Genomic DNA, 11,494 nt, shown 5'->3' with positions numbered 1-11,494 from the left:
TCACAGGCCTGCGGCGGTTGGGATAGAGCTCCTGACAGAGGGGACAGACCCGCCCATCACAACCACGAGCCGTGCAGAACTCCCTGCCGTAAAAAATGATCTGCAGGTGCAGCTTGTTCCAGGCGTCCTTGGGGAACAGCCGCTTGAGATCCGTTTCAGTGCGAGCCACGCTGACGCCACTGCTCAAGCCCCAGCGCTGGGCCAAGCGGTGGATGTGGGTGTCCACGGGAAAAGCCGGGACCCCGAAGGCTTGAGCCATCACCACACTGGCGGTCTTATGGCCCACCCCCGGCAGCGCCTCGAGGGCTGAAAAACTGGCGGGGACCTCACCCCCATGGCGCTCCAGCAGCAGCTCCGCGAGACGCTTGACGTTGCGAGCCTTGGTTTTCGCCAAGCCCAGCTGTCTGATGTGGCCCAGGATTTCGGACTCAGGCAGCGCCGCCATGGCCTGGGGTGTTGCTCCAGCCGCAAAGAGGGCTGGCGTGACCTCGTTGACCTTCTTATCCGTGCACTGGGCACTGAGTAAGACAGCGATCAACAGGGTGAAGGGATCGCTGTGGTCCAACGGGACCGGCGTCTCGGGGTAATGCTCCTCAAGGCGCTGCATGATCAGCGCCGCGCGCTCCTGCTTCCTCAAGACCGAACGCTGCTGCAACCAAAGCCCAGTTTGTAGGCTCGCACCAGCGCACTCAGCCCATGGGAAGCAGCTTCGGCGATCTCTTCCGCATCAGCACCTTCGGCGAATCCCACGGCGGCGGGGTTGGCGTGATTGTGGAGGGTTGTCCGCCGCGACTGGAACTCGACCTCGAGGCGATCCAAGCCGAGCTGGATCGACGCAAACCAGGCCAAAGCAAGATCACAACCCCCCGCAAAGAAGACGATCGGGTGGAAGTCCTCAGTGGTCTGCTCGATGGGGTCACCCTCGGCACCCCGATCGCGATGGTGGTGCGCAACAAAGACCAGCGTCCCCAGGACTACAAGGAGATGGAGGTGGCCTTCCGCCCCTCCCACGCCGATGCCACCTACCAAGCGAAATACGGCATCCAGGCCCGCAGTGGTGGCGGGCGCGCCTCAGCGCGGGAGACGATCGGTCGGGTCGCCGCTGGGGCCATCGCCAAGCAGCTGCTGAGCAAAGCCCACGGCACAGAAGTGGTGGCCTGGGTCAAACGCATTCATGACATCGAGGCCGAGATCGATCCAGCAGCGGTGACCCTTGAGGCCGTCGAAAGCAACATCGTGCGCTGCCCCAATGCCGCTGTTGCGGAGCGGATGATCGAGCGGATCGAAGCCATCGGGCGGGAAGGGGACTCCTGCGGTGGCGTGATCGAGTGTGTGGTTCGCGGCGTACCCGCCGGCTTGGGCATGCCCGTCTTCGACAAGCTTGAGGCCGATCTGGCCAAGGCGGTGATGTCCCTACCGGCCACCAAAGGCTTTGAGATCGGCTCCGGATTTGCCGGAACCTTGCTCAAGGGCAGCGAACACAACGATGCGTTCTTGCCCACTGGAGATGGCAGCCTGCACACCGCCACCAACAACTCTGGCGGAATTCAGGGGGGGATCAGCAACGGCGAGGCGATCGTGATCCGCGTGGCCTTCAAGCCAACGGCCACGATCCGCAAGGCCCAACAAACGATCAATGCCCGGGGTGAGGCCACGACCCTGGAAGCAAAAGGTCGGCACGACCCCTGCGTGTTGCCCAGGGCCGTACCGATGGTGGAGGCGATGGTCGCCCTTGTGCTGGCTGATCACCTGCTGCGGCAGCAGGGTCAGTGCAGCCTCTGGTGAGAGCGGATCAACGCAGGCTGGTCAGCTGAGCAGCGCCGTTGTTGCCGTTGGTCGAGGGTGCGGAACCCAAACGGCCGACGGCCTTCGCCATCCGCTTCGCCACTGAGCCACCGCGGGTGGCCCCGGTCTTCTTCACCGGGTTGCGTGCTGCTTTTTTCGCAACCGGCTTGGCCTTGGGCGCAACCTTGGATTTCGCGGCAGCTGCAGGCTTGGCCTTCGCGGCAGTGCTCGCAGCTTTCTTCGGAGCCGCTTTCTTCACCGCTGTGGCTTTCGCCGCAGGCTTGGCCTTGGCGGCAGCCCGCTTGGTGGTGGTTGCCGATGCCTTTTTGGCAGCGGTCTTCTTGGGGGCGGCTTTCTTGGGCGCCGCTTTACTGATGGTGCTGCGGCTGCGGTGGCTCAGGATCAGAGCCCATTCCGCATCCGAGAGGTTCGCGGGCTTGGCGCCATGGGCATTGGCGAGCTTGGCCGCTTTCTCAATGTCGGAAATGAGGTTTTTCCAAGAGGTCGCGAAACGCTTGTCGGATTGCGACTTGGCTCCGCTTTCAACCAGGGTCTCGACGACCCCAGCTGCAGAGACTTTCTTGCGGCGGCGATTGAAAATCTCCTTTTGGAGCTGAGCGATCAGAGCATCAGCTTTATCGCTCAACTTGATGGTGAGTTGAGACATAGGTCGAAAGACGTCTATCCCATGAGTAACACTCTGGACTCAACCTGACAACAAGTCGCCATTGGCGCGCTGCTCGAGCCATGCCAGCAGCGCCGTCAACCCTGGCCGCAATTGCAGGGGTTGCTGTGGGCCTTGAGACGTCTCAAACAAGCTCCCTCCCAAGGCCACCGCATCGACTCCGGACTCCAACCAGAGACGTGCATCCAGGGCTGACAACCCTCCTGCCGCAATGCAATAGGGCAATGGCGACAGGGGTCCTGCAAGCGAGTTCCAATAGCTCGGACCCAGGCTGCTGGCCGGGAAAAGCTTCACCGCGGGCGCACCCAAGGCCTGGGCCCGTGCCACTTCCGACGGGGTGTAGACACCAGGAATCAAGGTGATCCCGGCCTGTTGCGCTTTCGCCAAAAGCTCAGGCTCAAGGATGGGCGAGACGACATAGTCCAAACCGGCGGATTGAGCCGCCGCCAATCCCTTCAGGCATCGCACCGACGCAGCACCCAGGCGCAGTGACGGAAAAGACTGGCGCAGCTCCATCGCCAACTCAACCCAGGCGGGAGTGAGCGCAACCGCCAACTCGACATGGCGCAGACCTGCATCAACCAGCAGGTTCAGTTGGTGCTGGGCCTGCTGAAGCTCAGAAACACGAAGCACCGCCAGCACAGGCTGGCGGTGCAATCCCCTGAGAAGCCCAGAGGGATCTGAGGCGAAGACCTCAGACGTATTCAGCAACTCGGACATCGCTGCGGATCAACAGCTCTTGCAGATCCTCAGCATCCACCGTCTCGCGCTCAACGAGCATCTCAGCGAGCTCATCAAGAACGCTGCGGTTGCCGTTGAGAACGGCGATCGCCCGCTTGTAGGCCTCTGCCACCAGCAAGCTGACCTCTTCATCGATCGCAGCGGCGGTGTCTTCCGAGAAGTCACGCTCAGCTGCGATGTCACGGCCGAGGAACATGCCGCCCTGGCTGCGGCCCAGGGCCACAGGACCGAGGCGATCGCTCATGCCAAAGCGCGTGACCATCTGACGGGCCACCCGGGCCACCTGCTGGAGGTCGTTGGAGGCGCCGGTGGTGACTTCGTCTTCGCCATAGACGATCTCTTCGGCAACCCGGCCACCCAGGGCAACAGCCATCTGGTTCTGGAGATAGGCGCGGGAGTAGAGACCGGACTCCATGCGCTCTTCACTGGGGGTGAAGAAGGTCAGACCACCAGCGTTACCGCGGGGAATGATCGAGATCTTCTGCACCGGGTCGTAGTCGGGCATCAGGGCGCCAACCAAGGCGTGACCGGCCTCGTGATAGGCCACAAGGCGCTTGCGCTTCTCGCTCATCACCCGGTCCTTCTTCTCAGGACCAGCCATGACCCGCTCAATCGCATCATTCACCTCGTCCATGGAGACTTCGGTGAGCTGACGGCGAGCCGCCAGGATCGCGGCTTCGTTGAGGAGGTTGGCGAGATCGGCGCCGGTGTAGCCAGGGGTCCGGCGGGCAATCTTGTCGAGATCAACGTCCTTGGAGAGGGTCTTGCCGCGGGCATGGACCCCAAGGATCTGGAGACGACCGGCGTAGTCCGGGCGATCGACGACCACCTGGCGATCGAAACGACCGGGACGCATCAGTGCTGCATCCAGAACGTCAGGGCGGTTGGTTGCCGCGACGATGATGATGCCGGTGTTGCCCTCAAAGCCATCCATCTCCGTCAGGAGCTGGTTGAGGGTTTGTTCACGCTCGTCATTGCCACCGCCGAGTCCAGCGCCGCGTTGACGACCGACGGCGTCGATCTCGTCGATGAAGACGATGCAAGGGGCGTTCTTCTTGGCCTGCTCAAACAGGTCACGAACGCGGCTGGCGCCCACACCAACGAACATCTCGACGAACTCCGAACCGGAGATCGAGAAGAAGGGGACACCGGCCTCGCCGGCAACGGCCTTCGCCAGAAGGGTCTTACCGGTACCGGGAGGACCCACCAGCAGGACACCTTTGGGGATCTTCGCGCCGACGGCGGTAAAGCGGTCGGGGTTCTTGAGGAAGTCGACGACCTCGGTCAACTCGAGCTTGGCGCCTTCAATGCCGGCCACATCACCAAAGGTGACCTGGGTCTCGGGCTCCATCTGAACCCGGGCCTTGCTCTTGCCGAAGTTCATCGCGGGGTTGCCGCCACCGCCCTGGGCGCGGCGCAGCAGGAAGAACAGGCCACCCAGCAGCAGCAGGGGGAAGATCAGGGAACCAATGGCCTGCTGCCAAGCCTGGGGCTGACGGGAGGGCTCAACGGCGATGTCGACCTTGTGACCTTCCAGGAGCTTCAGCAGGTCCTTGTCAGGGGCAAGGTTGACCACGGCGCGCTGGCCGTCGTTCTCCACCACCTGGGCCGTGCCCCGATCGGGAGCGATCAGCACACGGGAGACCTCGTTGGCTTCAACGGCTTCCACGAAGTCGCTGTAGCGGAGGGTGCGCGGCGCATTGGCGGGATCAGGACGATCCAGGAAGGCCGTGCCAACGGCGATCACCACTACGGCTAGGAGGACGTAAAGCCCCGCATTGCGCCAGCGCTTCTTCACTTGCTTCTCCGCTTGTTCGAGGACAGTGATTAAGGAATGTTAACCGGACTCAGGCTGCTGAACGCAGAACCTCGACAACGCTCTTGAAGGCGAACCATTCGGGGATTTCCTCACCGCCCCGCAGCATCTGGCGGAACTGGGTGCCGCTCAGCTTGCGGATGTGCAGACCGCGGGCATCGGCGTGCTCAGCCGTCACGTAGCCCTCTTCCTCGGTGTAGACGAGGTTCAAGGACGGCACGGTCTCCATGCCCAGTTCAGGAGCGTTCTCACGGGCGAAGTCCTGGGCCTGATACGGGCCATAGAAGTCCTCACCGCTGATGGAGGACTTACAGCCAGCCATGTCGCGGCCAATGATGAAGTGGGTGCAGCCGTAGTTCTTGCGGATGATCATGTGCTGCAGCGCCTCCCGGGGCCCAGCCATGTGCATCGAGTAGGGGAGGTAGGCCCAACGGATGCGGGGGTTGTTCACCTCAGCGGCCAGGCGCTCATAGGTCTGGAAGCGAACAGCACCGGGGATGTCGTCGTCCTGGGTCGGTCCGCAGGTGGGGTGCACCAGGACCACGCCCTGATCGCTCACGTTGGTGGCATCGAGGGCCCGGGTGAAGAGCTCGTAGTGGGCGCGGTGGATCGGGTTGCGGCACTGGAAGGCCACGACGTCCTCGCCCTCAGGCAGGTTGGCGCGCACCTCAGCCGGGGTTTTGCAGGGGAAGACACGCTCGGGCAGCTCCAGGCCTTGGATCGAGCCACCCAGGTAGAAGCGACCGCGCTCGGTGGCGATCATCTTCACGGCAGGGTGCTCCAGGGAGGAGGTGCCGTAGCAACCGACGGCTTCACGGGCCTTGTCGGGCTCCCACTTGCTCTCGACCGTCATCACCGCCAGCTCTTGACCGCGATAGGTCAGCAGCAGCTTTTGGCCGACGGCGATGTCATCGCGATCGGTATCCATCACGATCGGCAGGCCAAAGAGAAGGCCGCTGGTGGTGCGGTTCTTCTCCACCACCGAGAGATAGTCGTCCTGGTGCATGAAGCCGCGCAGCGGCGAGAAGCCACCCACCATCAGCAGCTCGACGTCGCAGGCATTGCGATCGGAGCACTCAACAACGTGATCCACGCCGGCCTTGAGCGCATCACGCTGATCGGCAGGCACCCGCAGGTCCACAAGGGTGCCGCCGTGGGGAGCGATCAAACCCGAACGGGTTGCTGCAGCTGCGGAGGTCATGGCGGCGAGGGATGGATCCAATGCCGGCGATTCTCCCAGAGCACTCGGGAAACCATGAAAAAGGGGGCTCCGAAGAGCCCCCTGATCAAACGTTCTGAGACCGGGAAGGAGATCAGGCCTTCTCGAGGCGGCCGTAGAGCTGACCAACGATCTTGACGTCGACAGGGTCATGGCTGCCCATGTCGGTGTCAGAGGGCTGAACAGCGGTGAAGACGCCTGCGAACTCACCGGTGGAGGCATCCACCTTGGTGATGGAGAGGTTCATCTCACCGGTGCCGTCGATGTAGCGCTTGCTGTTCTCACGGGCCAGCTCATCGTCCTGACCGTTCAGAGCAATCAGACCTTGGGCGTACTGAACACCGGTGGTCAGTGCACGACCCTTGGGATCGAGGAAGTTGGAAGTGCGGTAGCTGGGAACGCGATAAGCACCGTTGAGGTCGGTGCTGGTGCTGATGGCGGCGCCATCAGCGGTGGCGTCGAGCTCCTTGGAGGAGAAGGTGAAAGGCACTTCCTCACCACCGGGCAGCAGCACGGTGACGATCTGGAAGTCGATGCCGCCGAGCTCCTTGAAGTTGATGCCGTTACCGGTCACGGCCAGATCGCCGTAGACCTGATCGAGGCTGGTGGTGAAACGGGTCAGGATCTTGGTGGCCACGAACTGGGCCTCCTGACGCTTGTTGGCGGGCTCGCCCTTCACGTACACCTCAGCGGGGTGCATGCAGACCTCGCGCAGCTGGTACTTGGTGTTGCTGTCGAGGGGGATGGACCCGCGGGCGGAGTCAGGAAGGGTCGGGCAGTCGTTGGCCAGACCGGTGTTGTGGATGTCGTCGTAGGTCAGATCAGCCCGATCAATAGCCTTCGCGCCGCCACTGCAAGCGGTCACGAGGGTCAAACAAAGGGCCAGCACGACGGCCAGCAAAGGACGGAAACGCATGGGGAGAAACCGGTCTGGCGGGGAAAACCTCAGGGATTGGGGTACGCCCGATCGGGATACTACCGGTGCAAAACGCCCATTCCGCGTACCATGTCGCGGCTCTCAACAACCTGTATGCGAGAGCGGCCGATTGAATTCCTTTATGAGCGACGCCAGCACCACCACACAGATCGACGAGAGCCTGGTCCGAGGCGACTGGGAAGCCCGCCTGAGCTCAGAGCTGGAGAGCCTCGAAGAGCTGGCCGCCGAGGTGGATGGTGAAGCACAGGCCCTTCTCCTGCTGCTGCGCCGGCTCGAGGAGCTGCACCGCACGATCCAGGACGGTGCCTTCCGCTCCAGCCTCCCTTCTGATCGCGGCGAGCTCTTCAACCTGCTGAAGGGCATGGAGAAAAGCGGCGGCTGGCCCTACATCCCCCGCCTGCAGCTCCGCACCTTTATGGATCTGCTTCAGAACGACGACGATTCAGCCATGGCCGCCTGAACAGGCCGCCAGAGCGGTCAGCAGCCGATGCGCCAAGGCGAGCTTGCCCATCGGTTCAACCCGCTGAACCGCCTCACCAGGGCCAAGGATCCAGCCCTCATTGGTCAGGCCACCAAATCCTGCTCCCGGCCGATCAATCGGGTTCGCGAAGAGCAGATCGCATCCCTTGCGAGCCCACTTGGCCTGGGCCTGAGGCAGCACATCCCCGGTGTGGGCCGCGAAGCCGAGGATCCCTTGCCCAGCCGGACGGCGCTCGACCAGTCCCCGCAGAACATCCGGGATGGGCTCCCAACCCGCCTCCATCGCCAGCGCTAGGTCCTGCTTGTCGGGTTTGTGGCTGAAGCGTTGCTTCGGGCGGTGGTCCGCAACAGCCGCGGCCATCGCAATCGCATCGGCCTTGGGCTGAAGCGCCTCGAGGGACGCCTGCAGCTCCGCTCCGGTCTCAATCGGATGGCAGTGCAGACCATCGAGCCAAGCCGGCTCGAGCTGGAGGGGCCCATGCACCAGATCCACCTCAGCCCCGCGCAGACGAGCGGCCTGGGCAAGCAGGACCCCCATGCGACCGCTGCTGGGATTCGTGATGCAACGGGCTGGATCAAACCACTCGCGGGTGGGGCCAGCACTCACCAGCAGCCGACGTCCCTGCCAATCGCGCTGCCAACCCCAGAGCGCCAGGGACTCCAGCGCCAGCAGCAGGGATTCAGGCTCGGCCATCCGCCCAGCCCCTTCGCGATCACAGGCCAGCAGTCCGGCGCCGGGCCCCAAGGGCAAGACCCGCTCGAAGTCCTGGAGGGTTTGCCAATTGCGGCTGACCCCCGGTGAAGCCCACATGGCTGTATTCATCGCCGCAGCCGCCAGGACTGGCGCTTCCGTGGCCAGCAGCAGAGAGGCCAGGAGGGTGTCGCCCAGCCCGTAGACCCAGCGGCCCAGGCTGGTGGCCGACAACGGGGCCAGCAGCACCAGCTCTGCCCACTCGGCCAACTCCACATGCAGCGGGCGGGCGGCGGTGTGACTCCACTGGTCGGCGTCCAGATAGCAGCGCTGACGGCTGAGGCTGGCCAGGGCCACCGGACTGACCAGTTGCGCAGCGCTGGGGGTCAGGACACAACGCACCTCGGCGCCGCGCTTGGCCAAAGCACTGACCACCAGCGGGAGCTTGACCGCGGCGATGCTGCCGCTGATCCCGACCAGAACGCGACGCCCCTTGAGGGGATCAGCCAAGGACTCAGTCCTCATCGAAGGGCTCTTGATCCACCAGGTGCACGTAGGGCCGCGCCAGCTCCGGACGGTGAATGGCGATGGCACGGAGCAGGTGCCAATCGTTCAAGGCCGCAAACGGACTGGGGTAGTCGTCCTGATCCAAACGACGCCCCAGTTCCTCCATCGAGGCCTCGGTCTGGGCAGCGATCAACTCAGGGGTGATGGAAGGGGAAGCGGTCATGGCCGTTGAAGACTGATAAGTTCTGGCCAGGACAAGGATTCTTCCTGGTCTTTCGGGGGAATTAGCTCAGCTGGTAGAGCGCTGCGATCGCACCGCAGAGGTCAGGGGTTCGAGTCCCCTATTCTCCATCCACCCTTGAAGTCCCTGTGCGGATCTGGCCATGAACTGGAAACCAGAAGCAGAGGCCAAGCTCAAGGAGATCCCTTTTTTTGTGCGCCCAGCCGCCCGCAAACGGATTGAAGGGATGGCCAACGAGGCTGGCCTGGATGTGATCGACGAAGCCTTTTTCGAGGACGCCAAGGCCAAGTTCGGCCAGAAGTAGGGCCGCGATCCACCCTTGTGGGGTTTGACGGGCTGGCTGCGGCCAAGTCTCTGCTAAAGGGCGATGGGGTAAAAGGGTTTAGCTTTCGAGACCTTTCCCGCTCATGTCGCAGTCGAAGCGCGAGCAAGTGGTGAGCCACCTGCGTTACATCCGCCAAGAACTGCGCGAGATGCATCAAGGCGTGATGGAAGACGGTCTCCTGCCTGAAGCCGGCGAGGTGCGGGGCGTGATGGCCCAGATGGAGGCACTGCTGGAACTGCTGGAAGGCAAGGGCAGCCGCAAAGCCAAAGATGCCGACAGCTGAAGTCAGCTGATCCACTCAGCCCGGGGATACCCGGGCTTTTTTAATGCCCCTGCGGTAAACCTCAAGGCAACCCGCCCGCACCGACTCCCCTGACCCTGACGCCCCCACCTCAGCGCACCAGGCTGCAGCGCAACCTGGGTGGAGCCTGGCCGCGCCTGGAGCGCTGGGCGAGCAATCCCTGGCGACGGCTCTCGGTGCTGCTGATCGTGCTGCTGAGCACCTTCTTCCTGGGGAATGCCATCGCCACCCTCACGGGCGCGCGCTCCTTTCTGGATCCCCCAGCTGCCCTGCTCTGCGTCTTGGCGATCGAAGCCGCGATTCGCCTGAGGGGCCCACTGCTGCGGAACACCAGCAACCGTTTGGGTCTACAGCTCTTGGACATGAGCCGAGTGGGGTTTTGCTATGGCCTGCTGCTGGAAGGCTTCAAGCTGCTCTGAGCTAGCCGGCGGCCAGGAGATACAGCAGGGCCATCCGAATCGGGATGCCGTTGGTGACCTGCTCCTCCACCAGACAGAGCGCCGGGTCATCCAACAGAGCACCACTCATCTCGACCCCACGGTTGACCGGACCGGGATGAAGCACAGGAATCTTGCCCTGCAGGCGCCCATGGGTGAGGCCAAAACGGCGGTGGTAACTCTCCAGGCTGGTGAGCAGGTTTTGGTTCATCCGCTCCTTCTGCAGGCGCAGGGTCATCACGGCATCGGCGCCGACCAAGGCCTGATCGAGATCGCGCTCGATCCGGATGCGGCCCCGTTTGGCGACTGGGTCGCTGGCCTGCCCTGGCGGCGGGGCGTCCACGAACTGCTCAAAGGCCTGCGGCAGCAGGGTGGCGGGCCCGCAGAGCACCACCTCGGCGCCGCAGGCGGTCAGGGCCCAGAGGTTCGAGCGGGCCACACGGGAATGGAGGATGTCGCCGACGATCACAATCCGCCGGCCCCGCAGCGCTTCAGGCGTTGGGCTCTCGGGGTTGAACTGACGCGCCAGGGAAAACAGGTCCAGCAGTCCCTGGCTGGGATGGCTGTGCAGGCCGTCTCCACCGTTTAAGACCGCCACGCGATCACCGCTGAGGTCAAGGTCGTGGGCCAACGAGGCGGGAATCCCGGTGCAGCGGTGACGCACCACCAGCAAGTCAGCTCCCATGGCCACATAGGTGCGCACCGTGTCGAGCAGGCTCTCCCCTTTGCTGAGGGAACTGGAGGAGGGAGAGAAGCTCTGGACATCAGCCGACAACCGTTTGGCCGCCAGCTCGAAGCTGCTGCGGGTGCGGGTGCTGGGCTCAAAAAACAGGGTGGTGACGAGCTTGCCCTGCAGGGCTGGCAGCTTGCGGGCGCCACTGGTGGGCATCGCCCGAAACCGCTGGGCCAGCTCTAAAACAGTGGTGTAGTCCTCAAGCGAGAAGGCCGCCAGATCCAGCACATGGCGGTGGGTCCAGTCGCTCAAGGTCTGAGGCAAGCGTCAACAGCAGGCTAGAAGCCCGCGACGCAAGAGGCCACGTCCCAGGCCTCAGCCAAGGGCGGACTGCGATCTCCCTTGGCACGTCGACTGATGCTGCGGCTGCTGCGGAGGTACCAGCGCCAAGGCCAGTCCTGCCCCTGACTGATGCCGATGCGGGTGGTTTGAACCAGCTCCGCTTCACTCAGCTCTGGCAAGCGAGGGGCCAGCCAAAGCCCCTGCGCAGGGCTGCTGGGGCAGCAGTCATGGCTGCGGTCCAGGCCAAAGCGGCGAGCCAGCAGGGCCGGACCCGCAGCAATCCGCTCCGGCTCCCCCGGCATCGCCAGGGCACG

Annotated in this window: 15 protein-coding genes and 1 tRNA gene; 6 read left to right on the top strand and 10 right to left on the bottom strand. The window is 63.7% G+C overall.

Annotation, left to right across the window (positions count from 1 at the left end):
• On the bottom strand, window positions 1-637 hold a 637-nt coding region (gene nth, locus QZ189_RS08815; protein WP_296421554.1), incomplete at its 3' end, for an endonuclease III.
• 59 nt (window positions 638-696) lie between these two features.
• Here nth and aroC point away from each other — a divergent pair.
• The gene (aroC, locus tag QZ189_RS08810; protein ID WP_010314571.1) at window positions 697-1,785 is read left to right on the top strand and encodes a chorismate synthase; all 1,089 of its coding nucleotides are present in this window, start codon (window positions 697-699) and stop codon (window positions 1,783-1,785) included.
• A gap of 7 nt (window positions 1,786-1,792) precedes the next feature.
• Here aroC and QZ189_RS08805 read toward each other — a convergent pair whose 3' ends face one another.
• The 5 genes from QZ189_RS08805 to QZ189_RS08785 all read right to left on the bottom strand — a co-directional run bounded on the left by QZ189_RS08805 (window position 1,793) and on the right by QZ189_RS08785 (window position 7,162).
• Window positions 1,793-2,452 (bottom strand): hypothetical protein, encoded by a 660-nt coding sequence (locus tag QZ189_RS08805; RefSeq protein ID WP_247476284.1) that lies wholly within the window; start codon window positions 2,450-2,452, stop codon window positions 1,793-1,795.
• A 39-nt stretch (window positions 2,453-2,491) separates the two neighbouring features.
• Entirely contained in the window at window positions 2,492-3,190 is a 699-nt protein-coding gene (locus QZ189_RS08800; protein WP_296421553.1) for a bifunctional 4-hydroxy-2-oxoglutarate aldolase/2-dehydro-3-deoxy-phosphogluconate aldolase, read from the bottom strand.
• On the bottom strand, window positions 3,165-5,009 hold the full coding sequence (gene ftsH3 / locus QZ189_RS08795) for an ATP-dependent zinc metalloprotease FtsH3 (RefSeq protein WP_010314566.1): 1,845 nt from the start codon (window positions 5,007-5,009) through the stop codon (window positions 3,165-3,167). Before ftsH3 ends, QZ189_RS08800 begins: the two co-directional genes overlap by 26 nt.
• A gap of 49 nt (window positions 5,010-5,058) precedes the next feature.
• The gene (gene sat / locus QZ189_RS08790; RefSeq protein WP_296416666.1) at window positions 5,059-6,228 is read right to left on the bottom strand and encodes a sulfate adenylyltransferase; all 1,170 of its coding nucleotides are present in this window, start codon (window positions 6,226-6,228) and stop codon (window positions 5,059-5,061) included.
• A 112-nt stretch (window positions 6,229-6,340) separates the two neighbouring features.
• On the bottom strand, window positions 6,341-7,162 hold the full coding sequence (locus QZ189_RS08785) for a photosystem II manganese-stabilizing polypeptide (protein WP_010314562.1): 822 nt from the start codon (window positions 7,160-7,162) through the stop codon (window positions 6,341-6,343).
• 142 nt (window positions 7,163-7,304) lie between these two features.
• Between QZ189_RS08785 and QZ189_RS08780 the strand changes: the two genes are divergently transcribed.
• Window positions 7,305-7,643 carry a hypothetical protein gene (locus QZ189_RS08780; RefSeq protein ID WP_010314559.1) on the top strand — a complete coding sequence of 113 codons (339 nt, stop codon included), beginning with the start codon at window positions 7,305-7,307 and terminating at the stop codon, window positions 7,641-7,643.
• Here QZ189_RS08780 and coaBC read toward each other — a convergent pair.
• Both coaBC and QZ189_RS08770 read right to left on the bottom strand, forming a co-directional pair.
• Window positions 7,626-8,879 carry a bifunctional phosphopantothenoylcysteine decarboxylase/phosphopantothenate--cysteine ligase CoaBC gene (gene coaBC, locus QZ189_RS08775; RefSeq protein WP_296421552.1) on the bottom strand — a complete coding sequence of 418 codons (1,254 nt, stop codon included), beginning with the start codon at window positions 8,877-8,879 and terminating at the stop codon, window positions 7,626-7,628. The two genes, QZ189_RS08780 and coaBC, sit on opposite strands and share 18 nt — an antisense overlap.
• On the bottom strand, window positions 8,869-9,084 hold the full coding sequence (locus tag QZ189_RS08770) for a DUF2555 domain-containing protein (protein WP_010314555.1): 216 nt from the start codon (window positions 9,082-9,084) through the stop codon (window positions 8,869-8,871). Before QZ189_RS08770 ends, coaBC begins: the two co-directional genes overlap by 11 nt.
• Before the next feature lie 55 nt (window positions 9,085-9,139).
• On the opposite strand from QZ189_RS08770, the gene QZ189_RS08765 reads away from it, so the two are divergent.
• From QZ189_RS08765 to QZ189_RS08750, 4 genes are all read left to right on the top strand, one after another.
• Window positions 9,140-9,212 (top strand) — tRNA-Ala (locus tag QZ189_RS08765).
• A 32-nt stretch (window positions 9,213-9,244) separates the two neighbouring features.
• A complete protein-coding gene (locus QZ189_RS08760; RefSeq protein WP_010314554.1) occupies window positions 9,245-9,406 on the top strand; it encodes a PCP reductase family protein in 162 nt (53 codons plus the stop codon).
• Between the two features lie 103 nt (window positions 9,407-9,509).
• Entirely contained in the window at window positions 9,510-9,710 is a 201-nt protein-coding gene (locus tag QZ189_RS08755; RefSeq protein ID WP_010314552.1) for a hypothetical protein, read from the top strand.
• 194 nt (window positions 9,711-9,904) lie between these two features.
• Window positions 9,905-10,147, top strand: coding sequence for a DUF565 domain-containing protein (locus QZ189_RS08750; protein ID WP_010314550.1), 243 nt, complete (start codon window positions 9,905-9,907; stop codon window positions 10,145-10,147).
• A gap of 1 nt (window position 10,148) precedes the next feature.
• On the opposite strand, the gene QZ189_RS08745 is transcribed toward QZ189_RS08750, so the two are convergent.
• On the bottom strand, window positions 10,149-11,150 hold the full coding sequence (locus tag QZ189_RS08745) for an aspartate carbamoyltransferase catalytic subunit (RefSeq protein ID WP_247476290.1): 1,002 nt from the start codon (window positions 11,148-11,150) through the stop codon (window positions 10,149-10,151).
• 26 nt (window positions 11,151-11,176) lie between these two features.
• Window positions 11,177-11,494: DNA-3-methyladenine glycosylase (locus QZ189_RS08740; RefSeq protein WP_296421551.1), on the bottom strand; the 318-nt coding region annotated here is incomplete at its 5' end.

It is taken from the genome of Vulcanococcus sp. CPBay_Sum15L08_68 (assembly GCF_017855895.1).
Lineage (GTDB): Bacteria > Cyanobacteriota > Cyanobacteriia > PCC-6307 > Cyanobiaceae > Vulcanococcus.
Note: the sequence above shows the minus strand (reverse complement) of the source record. Positions and strands in the feature narration are given on the sequence as shown.

Excerpts from the sequence above, each read along its gene's own strand:
- aroC (WP_010314571.1), top strand. The coding sequence starts at position 697 with ATGGGAAGCAGCTTCGGCGATCTCTTCCGCATCAGCACCTTCGGCGAA.
- QZ189_RS08805 (WP_247476284.1), bottom strand. The coding sequence starts at position 2,452 with ATGTCTCAACTCACCATCAAGTTGAGCGATAAAGCTGATGCTCTGATC.
- QZ189_RS08800 (WP_296421553.1), bottom strand. The coding sequence starts at position 3,190 with ATGTCCGAGTTGCTGAATACGTCTGAGGTCTTCGCCTCAGATCCCTCT.
- sat (WP_296416666.1), bottom strand. The coding sequence starts at position 6,228 with ATGACCTCCGCAGCTGCAGCAACCCGTTCGGGTTTGATCGCTCCCCAC.
- QZ189_RS08785 (WP_010314562.1), bottom strand. The coding sequence starts at position 7,162 with ATGCGTTTCCGTCCTTTGCTGGCCGTCGTGCTGGCCCTTTGTTTGACC.
- QZ189_RS08780 (WP_010314559.1), top strand. The coding sequence starts at position 7,305 with ATGAGCGACGCCAGCACCACCACACAGATCGACGAGAGCCTGGTCCGA.
- coaBC (WP_296421552.1), bottom strand. The coding sequence starts at position 8,879 with ATGAGGACTGAGTCCTTGGCTGATCCCCTCAAGGGGCGTCGCGTTCTG.
- QZ189_RS08770 (WP_010314555.1), bottom strand. The coding sequence starts at position 9,084 with ATGACCGCTTCCCCTTCCATCACCCCTGAGTTGATCGCTGCCCAGACC.
- QZ189_RS08760 (WP_010314554.1), top strand. The coding sequence starts at position 9,245 with ATGAACTGGAAACCAGAAGCAGAGGCCAAGCTCAAGGAGATCCCTTTT.
- QZ189_RS08755 (WP_010314552.1), top strand. The coding sequence starts at position 9,510 with ATGTCGCAGTCGAAGCGCGAGCAAGTGGTGAGCCACCTGCGTTACATC.